The following is a 20,736-nucleotide window of genomic DNA, read 5'->3' as shown; positions in this document are numbered from 1 at the left end:
CCAGCCCAGCTTCTCCGCTCCTCTGCTTCTGCGCGAGCAGACGCAAAGGGCCCTGAAACCGACTCGATCAGGGCCCTTTGCGTCTGCTCGCGGTCGTGTGTCAGGCCGCGACGGTGGCTGCCGCCTCCGCCGGCTCCAACGCCTGGGCGACGATGTCGGCGACGTCGGTCATCGGCTTCACCTCCAGCGCGTCGAGCACCTCGGCCGGGACGTCGTCCAGATCGGCCTCGTTGCGCTGCGGGATGAACACCGTCTTCAGGCCGGCCCGCTGGGCAGCGAGCAGCTTCTGCTTCACCCCACCAATCGGCAGCACCCGACCGTTCAGCGTGACCTCACCGGTCATGCCGACATCGGAGCGGACCTTCCGCCCGGTGGCCATCGACACCAGGGCCGTGACCATCGTGACACCTGCCGACGGACCGTCCTTCGGCACCGCACCCGCGGGGAAGTGGACGTGGATCTGCCGATCCAACGCTGCACGGTCGACGCCCAACTGCTCGGCGTGCGCCTTGACGTAGGACAGCGCGATCTGCGCCGACTCCTTCATCACGTCACCCAGCTGACCGGTCAACTGCAGGCCGGCGTCCCCGTCGTTGGCGTTCGCCTCGATGAAGAGCACGTCACCACCGAGCCCCGTGACGGCCAGACCGGTCGCCACGCCGGGCACCGCGGTCCGTTCCTCGGACTCCGGCGTGAAGCGCGGACGGCCAAGGTAGTCAACGAGATCGGGCTCATCGATCACCAATGGTTCGTCAGCTTTGGCCAACCTGGTAGTGGCCTTGCGCAACGCCTTGGCCAGCAAGCGCTCGAACTGACGCATACCGGGCTCGCGGGTGTAGTCGGCCGCGATCTTCCGCAACGCGACATCCGTCACCTCGACTTCCTCAGCGGTCAGCGCCGCCCGCTCCCGCTGCCGCGGCAGCAGGAAGTCACGCGCGATGGCCACCTTGTCGTCTTCGGTGTAGCCGTCGATCTGCACCAGTTCCATCCGGTCCAGCAGCGCCGACGGGATGTTCTCGATCACGTTGGCCGTGGCCAGGAAGACCACGTCCGACAGGTCCAGATCCAGATCCAGGTAGTGGTCGCGGAACGTGTGGTTTTGCGCGGGGTCCAGGACCTCGAGCAGCGCCGCACTCGGATCGCCGCGGTAGTCGGAACCCACCTTGTCGATCTCGTCCAGCAGCACGACGGGGTTCATCGAGCCCGCCTCGCCGATCGCCCGGACCAGCCGACCCGGCAGCGCGCCGACGTAGGTGCGCCGGTGACCGCGGATCTCCGCCTCGTCGCGCACGCCACCCAAGGCGACGCGCACGAACTTGCGGCCCAGCGCCCGCGCCACGCTCTCACCGAGCGAGGTCTTGCCCACGCCGGGAGGGCCGGCCAGCACCATCACGGCGCCCGAACCACGGCCCCCGACGACCTGCAGCCCCCGCTGGGTACGACGGGCGCGCACGGCCAGGTACTCGACGATGCGATCCTTCACGTCGTCGAGCCCGTGGTGATCGGCGTCCAGGATCTCCCGGGCCGACGCCAGATCGGTCGAGTCCTCGGTCGTGACGTTCCACGGCAGGTCGAGCACGGTGTCCAACCAGGTCCGGATCCAGCCGCCCTCGGGGCTCTGCTCGCTAGAGCGTTCCAGCTTGCCCACCTCGCGCAGCGCGGCCTCGCGCACCTTCTCGGGCAGATCGGCGGCCTCGACACGGGCGCGGTAGTCGTCGGACCCGTCGGGTTCGCCCTCGCCGAGCTCCTTGCGAATCGCGGCCAGCTGTTGGCGCAGCAGGAACTCCTTCTGCGTCTTCTCCATGCCGCTGCGGACGTCGTCGGCGATCTTGTCGTTCACCTCCGTCTCGGCGAGGTGTTCGGCGGTCACGTCGATCAATAGCCGCAGCCGCTGCCCCACGTCCTCGGTCTCCAGCAGCTCGCGCTTCTGGACGTCGGTGAGGTACGACGCGTAGCCGGCGGTGTCGGCGAGCGCAGACGGGTCGCTGATCTTGTTGACCACGTCGACGATCTGCCATGCCTCGCGGCGCTGAAGCATCGCCAGCAGGAGTTTCTTGTATTCGGCGGCGAGCGCCTTGGTCTCGTCGGTCGGTTCGACCTCGGTCGCCTCGGTGACCTCCACCCACAGTGCCGCGCCGGGTCCGGTGGTCCCGGAGCCGATGTGGGCCCGACGCTCACCGCGGACGACGGCGGCGGCACCACCACCGGGGATGCGGCCCACCTGCACGATCGACGCGATCACGCCGTAGGTGGGGTAGCGGTCTTCGAGGCGCGGCGCGATCAACAGCTTGCCGCTCTCGCTGGCCTGTGCGGCGTCGACCGCGGTCCTGGCGGCGTCGTCCAGTTCGACCGGAACGACCATCCCGGGCAGCACGATCGGCTCGCTGACGAAGAGCACGGGCACTGCGATGCTTTCAGACATGTGACTCCTTCAAAGTTCAGCCTGATGCGCTCAACCCTGGGCCAGTGCGGTTTGTTCCCCGGTTCCTCGGCGGCCGCGCGCTGTGGTGACTGGGAATACGGGTGCGGGATCGATGGTCGTAGTTCGGATGACCACACCAGTTCAGCTCGAGAAGGTCGTGGCGATCACCGGAGCCAGTAGCGGCATCGGGGAGGCGACCGCCCGGCTGTTGGCGGGGCGGGGAGCCAGGGTGGTGCTCGGAGCGCGCCGGGCCGATCGCTTGGACCGCCTCGCCTCCGAGCTGCGGCAGCGGGGTGCCCACGTGCTCGTCGAGCCGACGGACGTGACCCGACGACCCGATCTGGAGCGACTCGTCAGCCGGGCGGTGGACGAGTTCGGCAGGCTCGACGTGCTCGTCTCCAACGCCGGCATCGCGCACCTTGGCCCGGTGATCGACGGCGATGTCGACGGCTGGTCGACGATGATCGACGTCAACCTCCGCGGCGTGCTCTACGGCGTCGCCGCCGCCATGCCGGTGTTCCAACGCCAGGGCAGCGGCCACTTCGTCACGACGGTCTCGACGGCCGGCCTCAAGATCGTGCCCACGATGGCCGCCTATGCGGCGACGAAGAACGCCGTGCGCACCTTCATGGAGGCGCTCCGCCAAGAGTCCACCGACGGTGTGGTGCGCACGACCTCGATCTCTCCGGGGTACGTCCGCACTGAACTCCACACCCAAGACTTCGGCATCCCGGCCGACGCCGTCGCGAGAGCCATCGCCTTCGCGATCGAGCAGCCGCCCGACGTCGAGATCGGCGACATCACCATCCGCCCCACCGTTCAGGGTTAGCGGCCACGCGCGTCACGCGGGGTTCGCCGCCAGCTCGAAGGAGTCGACGCCGGTGGTCGTGATGCGCAGGACGACCGCGCTGGCGATGTCGTAGAACACCCCGAAGACCTCGAGCGTCCCTCGCCGGTGCGGGTCGACGACGAGCGGATGACGGACGAGGGTCTCGACCTGCAGCGCCACATTGACCATGCTCAACTGATCCACCGGACCGAAGCCGGCCTCGGCTGCCGCGCGGGCCACCGGGTGGTCGCCGCCGTCGAACGCCCCGAGGGTGGGATTGCCGTACGCCAGCCAGGTCGACAGGTGCTGCTCACCGGGGCTGCGCGGCGCCTTGCCCCCGAGCAGGGTGTGCATTGCCCCGCAGCTGGAGTGCCCACACACCACGATCGACGAGACGTCGAGCTTCTCGACCGCGAACGCGATGGCAGCCTCCACCGACGGATCCCGATGATCGGCCGGCACCAGGTTTCCGACGTTGCGCACCGTGAACAGGTCACCGGGTCCGCTACTCGTGATGACATTGGGCACGATCCGCGAGTCGGTGCAGGTGATGAACAGCGTCTCCGGCTCCTGCGCGTGGGCGAGCTTCTCCAGGTGGGGGCGCATGTGGGATGCCGTTCGACGCTGGTAGATCGCCAACCCGTTCAGCACCGCAGACGAATCCCCCTCACTGCGTTGACCATTCGTGACCTCGCCCTGCCACGAGCTCCACGGCATGACGCCGGCGCGTACGTCGACGGCCTGGATGTCGCGCACCGGCGGACCATCCAGTGCGCTGGCCATCTCGACGGAGCCCAGTTGGCGAATGTCCACGGTGCCACCGCCTGCGCAGTGCTGGCGGCGCCAATCGTCGATCGCCTCGTGCGCGGCATGGTCGATGAAGTCCACCGACAGCTCGACCGTCGCCTTGGTTCCCGGCGGCACCGAGGCGAGTACACCGGTGAGCCGCGGCAGCGACAGGAAACTGCACGAGCCTTCGATGACGACGCGCCACGTGCCGTCATCGGCGGGTTCGGCCACGATCCGGGTGCGGACCACCCGCCACACCGTCAGCGCGATCGATAGCGCGAGGCCGATCAACACGCCCTCGAGGAGGTTGAGGAAGACGACACCGACGATGGTGACCGCGTAGACGGCGATGTCGCCCGTGCGCTTGGCCGTCTCGATGTGTGCGCGTTTGACCAACTGGAACCCGATCACGATCAGCAGACCGGCGAGTGCCGCCATGGGAACGGCCTCGACGAGCCCCGCGAACGGGAGAGCGAAGACCAGCACCCAGATGCCGTGCATGATTCCCGACGCCCGGGTCTTGGCCCCGGCGGCCACGTTCGCCGAGCTCCGCACGATGACCCCGGTGACGGGGAGGCCGCCCAGGGCGCCGGACGCAATGTTCGCCGTTCCCTGGCCGACTAGTTCGCGGTCGAAGTTCGTGCGCGGACCGTTCTGCATCCGGTCGACCGACACCGCGGACAGCAGGCTCTCGACGCTCGCGATCAGAGCGACGGTGAGCACACCGGTGGCGAAGGCGCCCCAGTTACCGTCCGGCAGGCCCGGCAGCGCGATGGCGTCGAGCAGCGACCCATCCAGCGTGACACGCTCGACGTCGAGCGCGAACACCATGGCCACCGCGGTCGCCGCGACGATCGCGACGAGCGGCCCCGGAATCTTGTTGATGCGCTTCGGTACCCAGCGCCACCCCACCAGAATGACGATGACCAGCGCACCGACGATGAGACCCGGCCGGTCGGCGCCGAACAATTGGTTCGGCAGTTCGAGCACGTTGCGCCAAGCCGAACTCTGTGAGTCGCCGCCCAGCAATACGTGGACTTGTTGTAGGACGATCGTGAGGCCGATCCCGGCGAGCATCGCGTGGACCACGACCGGTGAAATCGCCAGGGCCGCGCGGGCGATCCGGCTCACACCGAACAGCACCTGGAGAACACCTGCCGCCACGGTGATGGCGCAGGTCACCTTCCAACCGAACTCGGCGACCAGACCGGCCACGATGACCGTGAGGCCCGCCGCAGGACCGCTGACCTGAAGCGGTGATCCGCCGAGCGCGCCCGCGACGACGCCACCCACCACGGCGGCGATCAGACCCGCCATCGCCGGCGCACCGGAGGCGATCGCGATGCCCAGAGACAGTGGCAGCGCGACGAGGAAGACCACCAGCGAGGCGGGCAGGTCATATCGCACTACGGGAGCAAATCGCTCGGAGAGCGCGCTTAGTCGACCCGCATCCGCAGGATCACGATGTTGTTTGCCTTGCAAGATGTCGAACTCCCATCGGGGGCGCCGGTCGACGGACTCGAACCTGGCGGAGGTGATCGCGGTTTGTCCATTTGACGCGGACGCAATCAATTGTCAAGTGCGAGAGTAGTTATGGCATCCACGATGCGGCAAGGTAGATGGTCGGACGCATAGAAGACGCAAATGTTGCCCGCTCCAACGGTTCTGTTGCGGTCGTCACAGACTCGGACTGCCGACTACCTGTCCGGGAGCTGACCGCGCCCCTCGGTGACCGTCCAGAGATGCTGTCGGACAACGTCCTAAGTAAAGGACATGAGCACGCGTCATGCGAAGCCAGCGAAATGCATTGCCAATAGCCAACATAATAAGAACCTGTGAACTTGTTGGCAGTGGCCCAACCTGGGGGAGACTGGAAGCATGACGATGACGTCCGAGACCCGACGTGCCCAACCCAGGTCCGCAATTCTGGGCAAGCTCCCGCCCATGCGCCGGCTCGACGGATCACCGATCAAGGTTCTGCTCGTCGACGACGAACGCGCGCTCACCAACTTGGTGACGATGGCCCTTCGCTACGAAGGATGGGAAGTCGAGGTGGCCCACGACGGCCGCCAGGCCATCGACAAGTTCTCCGGCACCGATCCCGACATCCTGGTGCTCGACATCATGCTTCCCGATGTCGACGGGCTGCAGATCCTGCAGCGCATCCGTGCCCAGCCCGGGTACACGCCGGTGCTCTTCCTCACCGCCCGGGACTCGGTCAGCGACCGGGTGACGGGGCTCACCGCAGGCGCCGACGACTACCTGACCAAGCCCTTCAACCTGGAGGAATTGGTCGCGCGGCTCCGTGGTCTGCTTCGCCGCGGTGCCGAGGTCACGCCTGCGGAGGACGAAGTACTTCGCATCGGTGACCTCGTCCTCGACGGCGCCAGCCACGAGGTCACCCGCGGTGGTGAGCGCATCGAACTCACCACGACTGAGTTCGACCTGCTGCGCTACCTCATGCGCCACCATGGTCGTGCGCTGAACCGCGAGGAGATCCTCGAGAAGGTGTGGAACTACTCGTTCGGTGGGCGCACCAGCATCGTCGATCTCTACATCTCGTACCTGAGAAAGAAGCTGCACGCCGGCCACGTGCCGATGATCCACACGATCCGTGGTGTGGGATATCAACTCCGGGCCCCCAGTTGACCCGCGAGCGCACCTCGCCCTGGTGGCGTCCGCGGACGCTCAGCCGCCAGCTGATGTACGGCGTCTCGGCGCTGGTAACCGTTGTCGCCCTCACCATTGGCGGCCTCTCGGTCTACAGCCTGCACGCCTACGTCACTGCGATGAGCGACGACGAGGTCTCGCACTCGCTGGCCGCGTTCGAACACTCCTACGTCACCAAGCCCCAGCCCGACGGCGGTATGGCGCTGAGTGCCTTCACAGGTCAGGCGCCGGGCACGCTGATCGCCGTGCTCGACGACGGAGAGGTGGTCGCGTCGGCGGTGTTCTCCGATGACCAGACCATCGCGGCCTCCCCGGCGGCGGTCGCCTCGATCCAGTCGCAGGACTGGGGTCGACCCTCACCGCGGACCGTGAAGCTGGGCGACCTCGGCAACTATCGGGTGGTCAGCAGCGAAGAAGGTGACGGCCAGCGGCTGGTGTCGGCCGTGTCACTGGAGAGCGTCAACGCGTTCGTCGCCACCAAGACCGTTCTGGTCGTGGCGATCTCACTCGCGGCCGCCATCCTTGCCGGCATCGGAACCGTCGTGCTGCTGCGGTGGGCCCTGCGACCGTTGCGCAGAGTCGCCGCCACCGCCTCGCGCGCCGCCACCTTGCCACTGGCCGCCGAGGACCACCGCATCATCGACCGCGTTCGCAAGGCCGACTCCGACCCGGACAACGAAGTCGGCATCGTGGGGGAGACCCTGAACCGCCTCTTGGCCAACGTCGACACGGCGCTGGCCGCCCGGGCCGCGTCCGATCGCCGGATGCGGCGGTTCCTCACCGACGCCAGCCACGAACTGCGCACACCGCTGACGGCGATCCTCGGTTACGCCGAACTGACCCGGCAGGAGAGTGAGTCGCTGCCCGCCACGACCGAATACGCGTTGGCCCGGATCGAGTCGGAGTCCCGCCGAATGACCGCTCTGGTCAGTGACATGCTGCTGTTGTCCCGTCTCGACGAGGGCCAGGGGCTCGAGATGGAGCGGGTCGAGCTCACCCAGCTGGTCGTCGATGCCGTCAACGACGCAACCGTCTCCGCGCCCGATCACGAATGGCTAACCGAGCTTCCCCGCGAGCCGCTGTGGCTGATGGGCGACAAGGCACAGCTCCATCAGCTGGTCAGCAACCTGTTGGGCAACGCTCGTCATCACACTCCCGCGGGAGTGATCGTGAGAACCGCCCTGCGGATGGTCGGGTCCGAGGCGGAGCTGACGGTCTCCGACGACGGGCCGGGGATCGACGCGAAGCTCCTACCCGAGTTGTTCGGCCGGTTCGTGCGAGGCAACCGGTCCCGGTCCGGCGAGGGCACCAGTACGGGACTGGGACTGGCCATCGTCGCCTCCATCACCGAGGCGCACGGCGGTACCGTCACCGCGCATTCAGCCAAGGGCAGCACCGTATTCCGCGTCCTGTTGCCGATCGATGGTTACGACGCTCGTTGACATCCTCTGTTGGAGTTCGCGTTTCGCTTCGGCGGTGATCACCGCGTCGAACGCACGTCTCCCACCTCGCCACATGTGCGTTCGGCATGAAAGCCGTGACTTCCCACCACCGCTCGGTAGATTGGAACTCGTAAGCAAAGAACGGATTCCATTAACGGACAGCATATTTCGGAGCTGATATCGAATCCGACAACCACGATAGGAGCAACACATGAAGTTCCGCTACATCGCCACCGGCCTCATGACGGGCCTCGCCGCAGCAGCGATCGCCGCGATGCCGATGGCGTCCGCCGCGAACCCCAGCACCGTCACCGACAACGGTCGAACCACGGTCGTCGACAAGCAAGGCCACAACGCGATCGTCGTCAAGCCACCGGTCGTCTCGCCGCCGATGAGCTACGGCCAGTTCTCCTCGCCGGCCCCGTTCATGTTCTTCGATTGAGCCGCGGTCGGCCCGGTGACACGTCTCGGGTGATCGCCGGCGACAGTGGGGCCGTGGAGTCTTTCGACTCCGCGGCCCCGCTTGGCGTCTACCCGTGTCAAACCCCCGAACGGGCGATGGCACGGGCCATTCGCCAAGCTACGAATGACGCATGAACCCCTGGCGACTGCGCGACTTCCACGACGACGACCTCGACGAGCTCATCTCGATCTGGGAGCAGAACCGACTCCCCGGTGAACCGTTGCCCGCGTTCGGCATATCCGAAGTGGTGACCAGTGCGCGTGGTGGTCAACCATGCGTCGTCGCGGTCGTCGGCGATCAACCGGTGGGCATGGCGAGTGGACTGGTCCACGGGGACCGGGCGTGGATCACGATGGTGGCGTTGGCGAGTCGCTGGCGCGATCGGGGTATTGGCAGCGCTCTGCTCAACGAACTCGAGCAGCGCCTAAGGGTGGCGGGGGCGCGGCGCATCACGGCGATGCTGCCCCCCAAGGCGGCCGGGACCACGGCGCTGTCGAATGGGGGCTACGAGGAGCGCACCGGGCTGAGTTACTTCGAGAAGATCGACCACCTGGGCTCGTCGGATGCGGGCTTGCTGTCAGCGCTTGGCGCGCAGGTCATCCCGCGCGGCCAGTGGCACGCCATGGCCGGAATGGAGGCCGAGAAGCTCGTCATCGAGCGACGCATCGTGTTACCCCTCGTAGAGCCAAGCGCTGCAGCCGAATACGCGGTGACGCCACCGAAGGCGGTGATCCTGTTCGGGCCACCCGGCACGGGCAAGACGAGTTTCGCCAAGGCCGTCGCCGGGCGGCTCGGCTGGCCGTTCGTCGAACTGTTTCCATCGCGGCTCGCCACGCCGGGTGTCGCGATGGCAGGGGCGCTGCGCGACGCCTTCGCGACCCTGGCCGACCTCGATTCCGTGCTGGTCTTCATCGACGAGGTGGAGGAGATCGCCGGTTCCCGTTCGGGCGTTCCCACGGATCCGGCGCACGGGGTGACCAACGAACTGCTCAAGCTGATTCCCGCCTTCCGCCAGCACGGGGACAGATTGCTCGTCTGCGCCACCAATTCGGTGCGGTCGCTGGATTCGGCGATTCTGCGGCCCGGGCGATTCGACTACGTCATCCCGGTCGGTCCACCCGATGCGACGGCCAGGGCCGCCATCTGGGCCAGGTATCTCGCGCCGTCGGACTCGACCGATGTCACCCAATTGGTGGCCGCCAGTGCGATGTTCACCCCTGCGGACATCGAGTTCGCCGCCCGCAAGGGATCTCAGTCCGCGTTCGAGCGCGAGATCGAGTTCCGACGCGGCGAGCCGGCACGCACCGAGGACTATCTGGCCGCGATCGCCGACACCCGGCCGACGTTGACCGACGCGATGCTCGCGGAATTCGAGGAGGACATCGCCCAATGCACCCGGCTGTGAAGCACCCGGCTGTGAACGAAAAAGGAAACCTGCCGCCCGGGGGGTGACGGCAGGTTCCCTGGTCCTTCTCTTCAGGCAGTTCGCCTATGCGGTGGCCTGAGCACCCAGCGTGCGCTGGACGTCGGGCAGCATCTGCTGCAGCTGCTGACCCCAGTAACCCCAGCTGTGGGTGCCGGTGGCCGGGAAGTTGAACACGCCGTTGGTGCCGCCGGCGGCCAGGTAGCTGTCCCGGAAGGCCACGTTGGTGCGCAACGTGAACCCTTCGAGGAACTGCGCCGACATCAGGTTGCCGCCGGAGGTACCGGTGTCGAGGTCCGACGGGGTACCGGTGCCGCAGTAGATCCAGACCCTGGTGTTGTTGGCGACCAGCTGGTTGAGGTTCACCATCGGGTCGTTGCGCTTCCAGGCCGGGTCACTCGACGGACCCCACATGCTCTCGGCGTTGTAGCCACCCGCGTCGTTCATCGCCAGCCCGATCAGCATCGGCCACCAGCCCTCGGACGGGTTGAGGAAACCCGACAACGACGCCGCGTAGACGAACTTCTGCGGGTAGTAGATCGAGTAGGTCAGGGCGCTTCCGCCGGCCATCGACAGGCCGACGACGGCGTTGCCGTTCTGTGACACACCGTAATTGGTCTCGAGGAAGGCGGGCAGCTCCTGGGTCAGGAACGTCTCCCACTTGTAGGTGTAGTCCTGGCCGTTACCCTTCGACGGCTGGTACCAGTCGGTGTAGAAGCTCGACTGACCACCGACGGGCATCACGGTCGAGAGGCCGGACCCGTAGGTCCACTCGAAGGCGGGGGTGTTGATGTCCCAGCCGCTGTAGTCGTCCTGCGCGCGCAGGCCGTCCAGCAGGTAGATGGCATGCGGGCCACCGCCTTGGAACTGCACCCGGATGTTCCGGTTCATCGCCGGGGAGAACACGTCCAGGTATTCCACTGGCAGCCCGGGCCGGGAGAACGCCCCAGCCGTCGCCGAACCCCCGACGAAGCCGATCAGCCCGGGCAGGGTGATCGCCGCCATCAGCCCAACGACCAACCGGCGCAACCACGTACCACGAATCATTCTGTCGAACTTCATAACGGCAACAGACCGTCCTTCCCTTTGTATCTCTGTGTCCCTAAGCAATCTCCGTTGCTTGCGAGCGTCAGTGAATCACGTGGATGTGGTTCGCCCCGGCTCTCAACGCCGAGTTGTGACGTCGCGGTTGGCTAACGATTTCGACTCGGCGCAGAGACCTCGACCGCCCAACGGGACCACATCTTGCCTGTGACCTGTGTGAATGGAGTGGTTAACGTGGCGACGACATACCCCGCGTCCACAGGTCCGCCTCAACCCGCTGCGACAAATCTTTCGCGCATGTGTCGTCATCGTCGCAGCTCAAGCCACACCAATCCGGAGGAAGCGCCGCCATCCCCTCCGCACGACACCCGACGCGGTCGGCGCGCCGACCGGCGTGTCCCACCGGCGGGGAGGCTGGACACAACACTTGGGGGGCCGCAGATTCAGCAAACCCGTGCGCCGTCGCCGACCGCGGTCGGGCATGGTGGAGGGATGGACGATCCTCATCAGCTGGAGCGCTTCGTCGAGGCGCAGCACCCCGTCTTCGACGACGTGCTGGACGAACTGCGCGCCGGTCGCAAGCGCTCGCACTGGATGTGGTTCGTCTTCCCGCAGCTGCGCGGGCTGGGGTCGACGGCGATGGCCGACCGGTACGGCATCGGCTCCCGCGAGGAGGCGCTCGCCTACCTCGGCCACGACGTACTGGGACCACGGCTGCACCAGTGCGCGCGGCTGGTGGCGCAGTCCGGTGCCGTCACCGCCGAGGCGTTGATGGGCTCGGTCGATGCGATGAAGCTCGCCTCGTCGATGACGCTGTTCGCCGAGGTGACCGACGATGACGGTGACTTCACCGCGGTGCTGCACAGGTACTACGGCGGCCAGCGCGACGAGCGGACCGTGCGCATGCTGGGGCCGCGCTAGACCTCGAGGATGACCCAGCCGTGCGGCTCGACATCGATGCGGTCGATGCGGTCCTCGCCGGGAACACCGGAGCCGGCGGCAATGCGTGCGCTGTCGATGTCGAAGTCCGACAATGACTTTCGCAGCGGCTCGTCATCCACGTTGAGCGCCACCAGCAGCGTTCCGGTTTCGGAGGTGGTCCGGTAGACGTACTGGCGGTTGGTCAGGTGCAGGGCGGACGAGTGCGCATCGTGCAGCCACGGGTGGCGACGGCGCAGGCCGATCAGGTGCTGATGAAGCCGGAATGCGTCGTGGCCGAGGTGCTCGGATTCGTCTGGGCTGGAGGGGAACTCGGGCCGGACGGCGTCATCGCCACCGACACGCTCCTCCTTGACTCCGCGGTAGCCCCACTCGTCGCCCGCATACACGCTCGGCGTGCCCCCGATGGTCAGCAGCAGCGCGAGCGCATGCCCGACGTGTCTCTCGTCGGTGAGTTGGCTGGCGATGCGGGTGACGTCGTGATTGCCGAGGAACGTCATCGGAACGAACGCGGTGAGGAATTCGTCGTGCCGCGTCAGGGCGTGGTCGAGTTCGTGGAAGTTGCCATCGTTGAGGCTGCTCCAGACGGCCTTCCACAGTTCGTACTGCGTCACGGAGTCGAACGTCGATGCGGCGACGGTGCCCGCGTAGTCGCCGTGGATGACCTCGCCGACGAACCACGCATCGGGGAACTCGCGGCGCACCCTGGGCAGCACCTCCGCCCAGAACGCGTCGGGCACCGCGTAGGCGGCGTCCAACCGCCAGCCGTCGGCACCTCGGCGCAACCAGTGCAGCATCACGTCGACGACGTAGTCGACGACGGCCGGGTTGCGATGGTTCAGGGTGACCAACCCGTCGTGCCCCTCGAAGGTGGCGAACCCGTTGCGGCCCTTGCGGAACCACGAGTCGTCACCGCCCGCGAGCGCATCCCGATGGCGGCTGAACTGGGTACCGACGTGGTTGAACACCCCGTCGAGGAGGATGCGCAACCCCCGCCCGCGGGCCTCCTCGACGAGGTGGTCGAAGTCGGAGTCGTCGCCGAGGCGCGGGTCGATCGCGTAGTGGTCGACCGTGTCGTAACCGTGTGTCTGCGAGGCGAAGACGGGTCCGAGCGCGATACCCGATGCGCCGAGCTCCAGCGCGTGGTCGAACCACGCGGCGACGCGGCGCAGGCGGTGTTCGTCGGCGGTCGGTGGAGGGTCGGCGGGAAAGGCGCCGACGAACCCCAACGGGTAGACCTGCCACCAGATCGCGTGCTCGACCCACGCTGGATCGGTCACCTTCGGAAAGTCCCTTCGTACATGACCTTCATCTCCTCGGCGAGTTCGGGTGCGGGCCCGGCGGCGTCGACACCCGGGGCGATCGTCGTGATCGGCAACGGTGCGACGGGTGAGGCCGACACGCCCCAGATCTGCAGCCAGTCGACCATCTGCGCGGTGGACGCCGCGTACACGATGCGGCCGAGACCCACCCAGGCGTGGGCGGCTGCGCACATCGGGCAGTGTTCACCCGAGGTGTAGACCGTGGCGGCGGCGCGTTCGTCGGGCGAGAGGTTCGACGCGGCCCAGCGGGCGATCTCGAACTCCGGGTGCCGGGTCGCGTCGCCACCGTGGGGACCCTCGGTGATCCGGTTCCTGGCCTCGAGGCGGACGACGCCGTTGGCGTCGACCAGCAGTGAACCGAACGGCTCGTCACCGGCCGCCTGCGCCTCCCCGGCCAGCTCGACGCAACGCCGCAGGTGACCGAGGTCGCCGTTGCTGATTGCCACAGCCGGAGTGTACGCAGCGGCACGCGCCGGCCTGCTACGCGTCAGCGGGTCGCTAGAACAGCGCACCCGATCCCACGGACGATTGACGCTAACCGGAGCCACAACAGCCGCCATCACCGTCCTCGACGTCGAGCCGGCACGCGCACGACGCCACGATCGGGACGTCCGCCCGGGCCTTTGCCTCGTCGAGCTGCCGACCGATGACCGCGGCCTCGTCGTCGCGACCCAGCCGCGTCAGACACTCGTGATAGCCGTGCAGGCTCCACACGTTGCCGGGATGCTGGCAGCAGCGGCTCAACGTCGGGTCCAGTCCGAGGTCGGCGGCGTATACCGCGGCCGCCTCCTCGACCCGGCCCTGCTCGAGCAGCAACGCACCGTACGCATGCCGGACCGGTTGCATCCAGCCCCACGGTTCGTCGTACGGCAGGGAATCGTCGAGAGCGATCGCCCGCCGAAGATGGTCGAAGGCCTCGTCGTAACTCTCTGCGCGATAGGCGATTTCGCCGTCCAGCATGGCCCCTGCCACGGCGAGGATGTCACGACCCGTGTTGTTGAACAGATACCGGGTGTCCGGGATCCGGGCGTATGCCGTGCCGAAGGCCTCGCGTTCGGCCCGCGCCCGATCCAGCTGTCCCGTGGCGGCATGCGCGATACCCCGGCCGTAGTGCACGGTCGCGGCCGTCGTGCAGTACAGGTCGACGTCGTCGGGCAGCGGCTCCGCGATCAGCTCGTCCCACCGACCGAAGCGGATGAGGACGTGTACCGGCAGGGGTGCGAACGCCTCCAGCCAGTCGGCCATCGGCGGCGATTCGATCGACAACAGCTCGGGGGTCAGCTGCTCGGCCAGCTCGTCGGCCGCTTGCAGGGCTGCCGCATACCTGCCCTCGAACATCGCCGAGTACACCACGAAGTGCAGGTCGTGGGCCCGGTAGAGCGAATAGAAGTTGAGCGGACCCTCGCGCTCCACGAACCTCCGGTCCGCCTGCACGGCAACCAGATTCGCATCGATCGACCGGTGGTAGTCGCCGCACAGGACGTCGATGTGACTGGGCATGTGCTGCAGGTGCCCGGCGTCGGGGACCAGGCCGCGCAACAGGTCCGCTGCCGGCAGGGCGTCCTCGGGGCGCGCCGACATCTCCATTGCGTGCAGGTACAGGTGCAGGACGCCGGGGTGCCGTCGGCCCTCCTGGGTGGCGAGCGCGGCGTCGAGGAGGCGTTTGGCCTCGACCACCCGCGAGCCGGGGGCGGGCTCACCGGTCCTGGTGTCCCACAGCGCCCACGCCGAGACGTTGACCAAGGCGTCGGCGGCCAGGGCCTGGACGTCGACGTCGTCCGGGAAGTCGGCGGCGAGCGCACTCATGGCGTCGGCGTAGCGGGCGTGGCCGGCCGCCAAGTCGTCGGCGGGGAAGCGGGTGGCCAGCGCGTCGATCAGGCGCCGCTCGACGGCTGACGCCCGCCCGGTACCTGCCCGGTCCACCTCGTCACGGGCCCTCGCCAACGAGGCGGTCAGGTCGGCTGGGTCGAAGGCCTCCCACGCCTTGTTGTAGTTCGGGCCGATCGCGTAGGCGATACCCCACCGCGCGATGGCCAGGTCGGGGTCGAGCGCGAGCGCCCGCTCGAAGCAGAGGATCGACTCCTCGTGGTTGAACGCGTACGCCCACACCATGCCGCGGTCGAACCACAGCTGCGCCTGGGCGGACGGCGTCTCAATCGACCGGTGATAGGACCCCAGGTCGTAGTACGGCTGGGTCGGTCCCGGCGTGTCGGACGTGGTAACGGTCATGACTGGCACGATAGGTCGTCCACGCCCTGGGGGCGAGCACTGCGATCACTGCGAGCGCGAGTCCGGTCGCACCCCAAATGGCCAGGGTGACAATCGGTGTCAGGGCTCCGTTGCCGTCGAAGTAGGAGATGCTGCGCAGCAGTGCCACACCGGAGCCCTGCGGGACGATGGCGTTGAACGTCCGGTAGAAGCCCGACAGCAGCGGCAACCCGACCGGGCCTGCCGCGGCGGCGTTGCCGACGATGATCAGGAAGAGCGTCACCACCGCCGACGCCACGGTGCCGAACGCGGCCGCGACACCGGTGACGGCACCGCCGACGCCGATCGCATACAGCCACAGGGCGCCGAAGACCTGCCAGGTGTGGCTGGTGATGGCCCCCAGGACCGCGTCGACGTACAGCGTCACGCCGCCCGCCAGCAGCGCCGAGTACGCCGCGAGGCTCAGGGTGCGAAGCGCCAGCGTCGACAGCCTGCGCACGCTTCCCATCATCAGGCCGAACACCGCGGCGCCCATGGTCGCGCCGATCGACAGGAAGATCACCGCGTAGAACTCGACGGTGCCCTGCGGATCGGCCGGCGAGGTCGGCGCGACGTCCTCGACGGCAGGTGTCAGGCCCGCCTTGGCGGCGATCGCGCGACCGACGGTCTCCGACGCGTTGGCCACGCTGCGACCCCCGCCGCCCGCGACGTAGATCTTCAGATCACCGGTCTGGCCGACGACGAAGGCGGCGTCGGTGGTGCGGTCGTAGACCAGGGCGCGGGCGGCCGCGGCGTCGGCGACCTCGGTCACTTCGAGGGTGTCCTGACCACGAATCGCGTCCACCACCTGCTGCGGTCCGGCGACGGCGACGTCGAGGTGGTGCAACGTCGGCTTGGCGAAGGCACCCGAGTAGCTCGCGATCATCGCGATGACGAAGACGGTGAGCCCCGCCATCGTCAACACCATCTTGCGGACGTCGGCGCGGGAGACGCGCCGGTTGGCCACCGTCAGGTGCGGAGCGTGGTGTACGTGCGGAGCTTCGTGCTTGCCCATGTCGGTCTCTTTCCTAACGGGTGGGTCAGTCGGTGGCGGCGGGGAGACCGAGCAGCGCGTCGACGGTGTCGAGCGCCGCGGTCACCCGCCCTCGGAGGTCGGTCGCGTCCGGGTCTTCCATCCACGACCGGAGCACCTCCTGGAAACCGCCGACGAGGAAGCGGCTGACGGAGTCCGGAGCGATGTCGGCGATGGGGCCGACCACGTGCATGCCCTGCGCGGCGATCTCCTCGCAGGCGGGCAGGAGCTCTTGGCGGAAGGCGGACACGACCCGCTGGGTGACGGCGCTGGGCACCACGTTGCGGTACATCGCGCGGTGCTCGGCGGCGAACGCGAACAACTCGACGATCCGCGCGCGTGCATCGCCCTGGATGTCGGCGACCGCCGCGGCGAACGCCACCGCGAACGCCGTCGCCACCGCATCGTCGCGGTCGGTGAAGTGACGGTAGAAGACCTGTCGGCTGACGCCGGCCCGGGCTACCAGGTCACCGACGGTGATCTCGTCGACCGGCCGCTCGTGCGCCAGCGCGAAGGCGGCGTCGCGCAACAGTGTGCGGACGCGCTCGGCACGCGGGTCGGCGCTGTGGGTGCGGATGGGCATGACATCAGCGTAGGCGACTTCGTGGACAGTTGACCACGAACTAGGCGGTTAGGTCCGACACCCTGCGGCCCGGGTGTGACGGGCGCCTCCCGAACGCCGCTTTCACCCCGGCGAGCAGACGCAAAAGGCCCTGAATCGGACGATTTCAGGGCCTTTTGCGTCTGCTCGCGGGGAAGGGTGACGGGGGCATGTTGACGACGCCCGGCCCGCCGTCTCGAATGACAGCCAGGTCAACAGACGATGACATACTCTTGGCCCATGGTTCCCACCCGGACCCGCAACGCCAAGGAAACCCGCGCCGACATCCTCGCCGCAGCGCGAACCCGCTTCGGCAACGAGGGCTACGAGCGCACCACCCTCAGAGCGGTCGCCGCCGACGTCGGGGTCGATCCCGCCTTGGTCATCCGGTACTTCGGCAGCAAACAGGATCTCTTTGCCGCCGCCGCCGAGTTCACCCTCGACCTTCCGTCACTTGCCGGCGTCGACCCCGACCACCTCGCCGAGGTTCTGCTGCCGAAGTTCTTCGCGGTCTGGGAGGACGACACCACGTTCGTGGCCCTCCTTCGAGCGGCGATGACGAGCGCCATCGCGGCCGACACAATGCGCCAGGTGTTCGCCACGCAGGTGGCGCCCGTCCTGGCCGCCGCCGCGCTCGATCATCACGCGCAGCGCGCCGGCCTCGTCGGCGCCTTCATCATCGGGCTCGCGACCACCCGCTACGTCCTGAACAATCCCGCCGTGGCGAACCTGACCCACGCCGAGCTGATCGGCTGGGCCACTCCGGTGGTCCGCCACATCCTCGTCGGACCCGCCCCGACGACGTAGCGGCAACTCGACACCGGCGCTGCAACGTGTTCTAGTTCAGGAGTGCTTGACTTCCCCGTGGAGAACCTGAGCGCCGAGGACGTCAAGCGGTTGCGCGGTATCTACGAACCCCTGACGGCATCGGTCCGCGACCTCATCGACGCGACCATCCGCACCGAGATGGACGCGGACTCCGTGGCGAAGGCGAAGGCCGACATCGACGCGGCCACGGCGCGCCTGCGTGGCAGACAGCTCGAGGGCTCCTTCGGCGTGCGCTTCGGCAGCGATGGCGATCAGATGCCCTGGGGCAACGTCGTGATCGGAATGCGCAATCCCGTGGCCCCGCCCCTGTCCTTCACGCGGACCGCCGACGGAACGCTCACCGCCGACTTCACCCTCGGCGCCGCCTACGAAGGGCCGCCGGGCCACGTGCACGGCGGTGTGGCCGCGCTCATCCTCGACCACGCCCTCGGTGACGCGGCGAGTTCGCCGGACAAGCCACGGCTCACGGGCACCATCACCCTGCGCTACCGCCGGATGACGCCGCTCGGCCCGCTGCACGTGCAGGCGGCGATCGTCCGCACCGACGGCGTCAAGACGTTCGCCACAGGCCATCTCGCCGACGCCGATGGCGTGACGGTCGAGGCGGAGGGCGTGTTCATCACGCCACGGTGGGCGCGCGAATAGTCCTGTGACACGCCGACTCTCAGTCGGTGATGCCGACGAGGCTGCGGGTGATGTCGGCGATCTCGGCGACCAGGACGCGACTGGCGGTGTCGGCGGGCCCGAGCTGCCGGACCGCCTCACGGATCCGTTGCTCGGCCGCGGCCAGCCGGTCGCCATCGATCCGCCAAGGCGTCCCCGGGGTCGTCGGCCCGCCGCCGAGCGCCTCGGCGTATTCGTCGACCGCGAGCACGAAGTCGTCACTCAGCGTCGCCGACGGCTGAGCGGGCAGGTTGGATTCGAGCGTCGCGCAGGAGGTGGTGATCGCGTTCAGCGCCATGCGATAGGACTTCAGCCACCGCCTCAGGTCGGCCGAATTCGAGGTGGTGGCGCCCGCCGCGGCCTCGAACGCCGCCCTGGCCCGGAAGGCCCGCTCCCACGCTGCGGCCAATGCTTCGCCGGGGTGCTCCAAGCCGTGCACGAAGGCCTTGATCACCGTTGCGGCATAGTCGATCTCGGTCCTCAACAGTTCACCCGCCCGCTGCCGGAGCCGCACCAGTGAGTGATCGGGCAGCACCACGTGGACGAGCACGGCGAGCGCACCGCCGATCATCGTCGCGATCAATCCGTCGGCCATCGTGGCCACCCCCGCGGCCCCGCTCACGTCGATCAGGAACACGATCGTGGCCGCGAGCGCCGCGCTGAGCGCCACGTATCCGAATCCCGATGCCACATAGGCGATCGTCAGCGCGGCCACCGCCAACACGGCAGCGGCCATCCCCGAGGGTTGCAAGATCGCCGTCACCGTCGACGCCGCAACGATGCCCACCGCATTGCCTGCCACCCGCCCCACACACCTGGTGTACGTGTGGGCGGTCTCCGGGCGCAGCACCATCAGCACGGTCAGCGGGATCCAGTAACCGTGCGGCACGTCGGCGAAGCGTTCGACGGCCACCCCGGCACCCACCCCCGCGGCCAGCCGGATCGCGTGCCTCAGGATCGGCGAGCCCCAGGTGACGTGAGACCTGACTGCGGCGGCGACGCTCGGCAGCGTGGACGGACCGCCATCGCGCGCGAGCTCGCCGAATCGGAGGTCGACGGCCTCCCGCAACTGGCGGGAAAGACGTTGGGCCAATGCGACGTTCGCTACGGCCACGACGTCGGCGGCGGCCTCGACGCGCTGTATCCCTGCTGCGGCGTCCCGCCTTGCGGCGCGGTTGCGACTGGCGACGACGGCCAACACCGCAGAGGCACCACCGAGGAGCTCGGCCACCAACGGGTCACCGGGCGATCGTCCCGCCAACGCCGTCAGCGTGACCGATATTCGTTGCGGTAGGCCGTACCACGCGCGATAGGCCAGGGGGCGTCGCCGGCTCTGCCGGTCGGTCAGGGTGAACGAGTCGCGGAGCCGCATCAGTGGCGCCTGGTCCACGTGGGCGGTCCGATCCGCCGCGAGCCTTGCGGCGTCGGTCCCGAGCGAACGATAGGCGAGAGTCAGGGCGTCCCGCTGCGACCGCCACCGGCGTCGCGGCCACAGCCCGACCAGCCCGGCTTGCACCAGTCCACCACCCACGGCGAGCCCGGCCGCCGTCGACACCGACGAAAGCGTCGGGGCCACCGGCGGCATGGTCACCAGGAGCGCTCCCGCCGCGGCCGCGATGAGCCCGGCCTTGGCGCTGACCGCCCACTGCATCCCGGCCACCAGGCACCAAGCCGTTGCGGCGAGCACGAACAGCACCCCGTACGACGACGTCGACGCGCCGAGCAGCACCGCGGCGCCCATCTGCACCGAGAGCGCCAGCACCGTACCCAGCGGTCCGCGCGGACTGTCCTGCAGCGCAGCGGCTCCCGCGACCGCCGCCGCGCCCGCCGCCGCCGTCGCCGCACCCGCCGAACCCCAGTGCAGGCCGGCCCCGGCCGCGATCAGCACGCCGAGCAGACTGCGCGCCACCGCACCCAGGTCGGGCATGGCGGGTATCTGCGGTAGCCCCTTCATCGCCTGCCCATCACAACGGTCGAAACCTACCCAATCACCAACCATTGTGGGTCACCGCCACGGTCGC

17 protein-coding genes are annotated in these 20,736 nt (G+C 68.2%); 8 read left to right on the top strand and 9 right to left on the bottom strand.

Annotation, left to right across the window (positions count from 1 at the left end):
- Positions 1 to 100: 100 nt before the first annotated feature.
- Positions 101 to 2,422 (bottom strand): endopeptidase La, encoded by a 2,322-nt coding sequence (gene lon / locus QUE68_RS13225; protein WP_284226548.1) that lies wholly within the window; start codon positions 2,420 to 2,422, stop codon positions 101 to 103.
- Positions 2,423 to 2,549: 127 nt separating this feature from the next.
- Here lon and QUE68_RS13220 point away from each other — a divergent pair, with 127 nt between their 5' ends.
- A complete protein-coding gene (locus tag QUE68_RS13220; RefSeq protein WP_284226546.1) occupies positions 2,550 to 3,251 on the top strand; it encodes an SDR family oxidoreductase in 702 nt (233 codons plus the stop codon).
- 12 nt (positions 3,252 to 3,263) lie between these two features.
- On the opposite strand, the gene QUE68_RS13215 is transcribed toward QUE68_RS13220, so the two are convergent.
- Positions 3,264 to 5,525, bottom strand: a complete 2,262-nt coding sequence (locus QUE68_RS13215) for a SulP family inorganic anion transporter (protein WP_454786360.1) — start codon at positions 5,523 to 5,525, stop codon at positions 3,264 to 3,266.
- Between the two features lie 399 nt (positions 5,526 to 5,924).
- Between QUE68_RS13215 and QUE68_RS13210 the strand changes: the two genes are divergently transcribed.
- The 4 genes from QUE68_RS13210 to QUE68_RS13195 all read left to right on the top strand — a co-directional run bounded on the left by QUE68_RS13210 (position 5,925) and on the right by QUE68_RS13195 (position 10,020).
- Positions 5,925 to 6,689: a response regulator transcription factor gene (locus QUE68_RS13210; protein ID WP_284230918.1), complete on the top strand. Its 765-nt coding sequence runs from the start codon at positions 5,925 to 5,927 to the stop codon at positions 6,687 to 6,689.
- Complete coding sequence (locus tag QUE68_RS13205; protein WP_458574911.1) at positions 6,686 to 8,152, top strand: sensor histidine kinase; 1,467 nt, start codon at positions 6,686 to 6,688, stop codon at positions 8,150 to 8,152. Before QUE68_RS13210 ends, QUE68_RS13205 begins: the two co-directional genes overlap by 4 nt.
- A 211-nt stretch (positions 8,153 to 8,363) precedes the next feature.
- Positions 8,364 to 8,594 (top strand): hypothetical protein, encoded by a 231-nt coding sequence (locus QUE68_RS13200; RefSeq protein ID WP_284226544.1) that lies wholly within the window; start codon positions 8,364 to 8,366, stop codon positions 8,592 to 8,594.
- 151 nt (positions 8,595 to 8,745) lie between these two features.
- A complete protein-coding gene (locus QUE68_RS13195; protein ID WP_284226543.1) occupies positions 8,746 to 10,020 on the top strand; it encodes an ATP-binding protein in 1,275 nt (424 codons plus the stop codon).
- A gap of 84 nt (positions 10,021 to 10,104) precedes the next feature.
- On the opposite strand, the gene QUE68_RS13190 is transcribed toward QUE68_RS13195, so the two are convergent.
- Positions 10,105 to 11,100: an esterase family protein gene (locus QUE68_RS13190; protein WP_284226541.1), complete on the bottom strand. Its 996-nt coding sequence runs from the start codon at positions 11,098 to 11,100 to the stop codon at positions 10,105 to 10,107.
- A 474-nt stretch (positions 11,101 to 11,574) separates the two neighbouring features.
- On the opposite strand from QUE68_RS13190, the gene QUE68_RS13185 reads away from it, so the two are divergent.
- A complete protein-coding gene (locus QUE68_RS13185; protein WP_284226540.1) occupies positions 11,575 to 12,003 on the top strand; it encodes a DUF1810 domain-containing protein in 429 nt (142 codons plus the stop codon).
- On the opposite strand, the gene QUE68_RS13180 is transcribed toward QUE68_RS13185, so the two are convergent.
- The 5 genes from QUE68_RS13180 to QUE68_RS13160 all read right to left on the bottom strand — a co-directional run bounded on the left by QUE68_RS13180 (position 12,000) and on the right by QUE68_RS13160 (position 17,206).
- Positions 12,000 to 13,301: an alpha-amylase family protein gene (locus QUE68_RS13180; protein WP_284226539.1), complete on the bottom strand. Its 1,302-nt coding sequence runs from the start codon at positions 13,299 to 13,301 to the stop codon at positions 12,000 to 12,002. The genes QUE68_RS13185 and QUE68_RS13180 overlap by 4 nt on opposite strands.
- Positions 13,298 to 13,789, bottom strand: a complete 492-nt coding sequence (locus QUE68_RS13175; protein WP_284226538.1) for a nucleoside deaminase — start codon at positions 13,787 to 13,789, stop codon at positions 13,298 to 13,300. The genes QUE68_RS13180 and QUE68_RS13175 overlap by 4 nt, the downstream gene beginning before the upstream one ends.
- An 88-nt stretch (positions 13,790 to 13,877) precedes the next feature.
- Entirely contained in the window at positions 13,878 to 15,572 is a 1,695-nt protein-coding gene (locus QUE68_RS13170; protein WP_284236085.1) for a tetratricopeptide repeat protein, read from the bottom strand.
- On the bottom strand, positions 15,496 to 16,605 hold the full coding sequence (locus tag QUE68_RS13165; protein ID WP_454786511.1) for an ABC-2 transporter permease: 1,110 nt from the start codon (positions 16,603 to 16,605) through the stop codon (positions 15,496 to 15,498). Before QUE68_RS13165 ends, QUE68_RS13170 begins: the two co-directional genes overlap by 77 nt.
- 25 nt (positions 16,606 to 16,630) lie before the next feature.
- Positions 16,631 to 17,206 (bottom strand): TetR/AcrR family transcriptional regulator, encoded by a 576-nt coding sequence (locus QUE68_RS13160; protein WP_284226533.1) that lies wholly within the window; start codon positions 17,204 to 17,206, stop codon positions 16,631 to 16,633.
- A 258-nt stretch (positions 17,207 to 17,464) separates the two neighbouring features.
- On the opposite strand from QUE68_RS13160, the gene QUE68_RS13155 reads away from it, so the two are divergent.
- Together QUE68_RS13155 and QUE68_RS13150 are read left to right on the top strand one after the other, a co-directional pair.
- The gene (locus tag QUE68_RS13155; protein ID WP_284226532.1) at positions 17,465 to 18,031 is read left to right on the top strand and encodes a TetR/AcrR family transcriptional regulator; all 567 of its coding nucleotides are present in this window, start codon (positions 17,465 to 17,467) and stop codon (positions 18,029 to 18,031) included.
- 42 nt (positions 18,032 to 18,073) lie between these two features.
- Complete coding sequence (locus QUE68_RS13150; RefSeq protein WP_284226531.1) at positions 18,074 to 18,697, top strand: PaaI family thioesterase; 624 nt, start codon at positions 18,074 to 18,076, stop codon at positions 18,695 to 18,697.
- A gap of 19 nt (positions 18,698 to 18,716) precedes the next feature.
- On the opposite strand, the gene QUE68_RS13145 is transcribed toward QUE68_RS13150, so the two are convergent.
- Positions 18,717 to 20,669, bottom strand: coding sequence for an FUSC family protein (locus QUE68_RS13145; RefSeq protein WP_284226530.1), 1,953 nt, complete (start codon positions 20,667 to 20,669; stop codon positions 18,717 to 18,719).
- Positions 20,670 to 20,736 lie beyond the last annotated feature (67 nt).

It is taken from the genome of Mycolicibacterium sp. TUM20985 (genome assembly GCF_030295745.1).
GTDB lineage: Bacteria > Actinomycetota > Actinomycetes > Mycobacteriales > Mycobacteriaceae > Mycobacterium.
The sequence above is the reverse complement of the archived record's forward strand: the minus strand, read 5'-3'. Positions and strand labels throughout refer to the sequence as shown.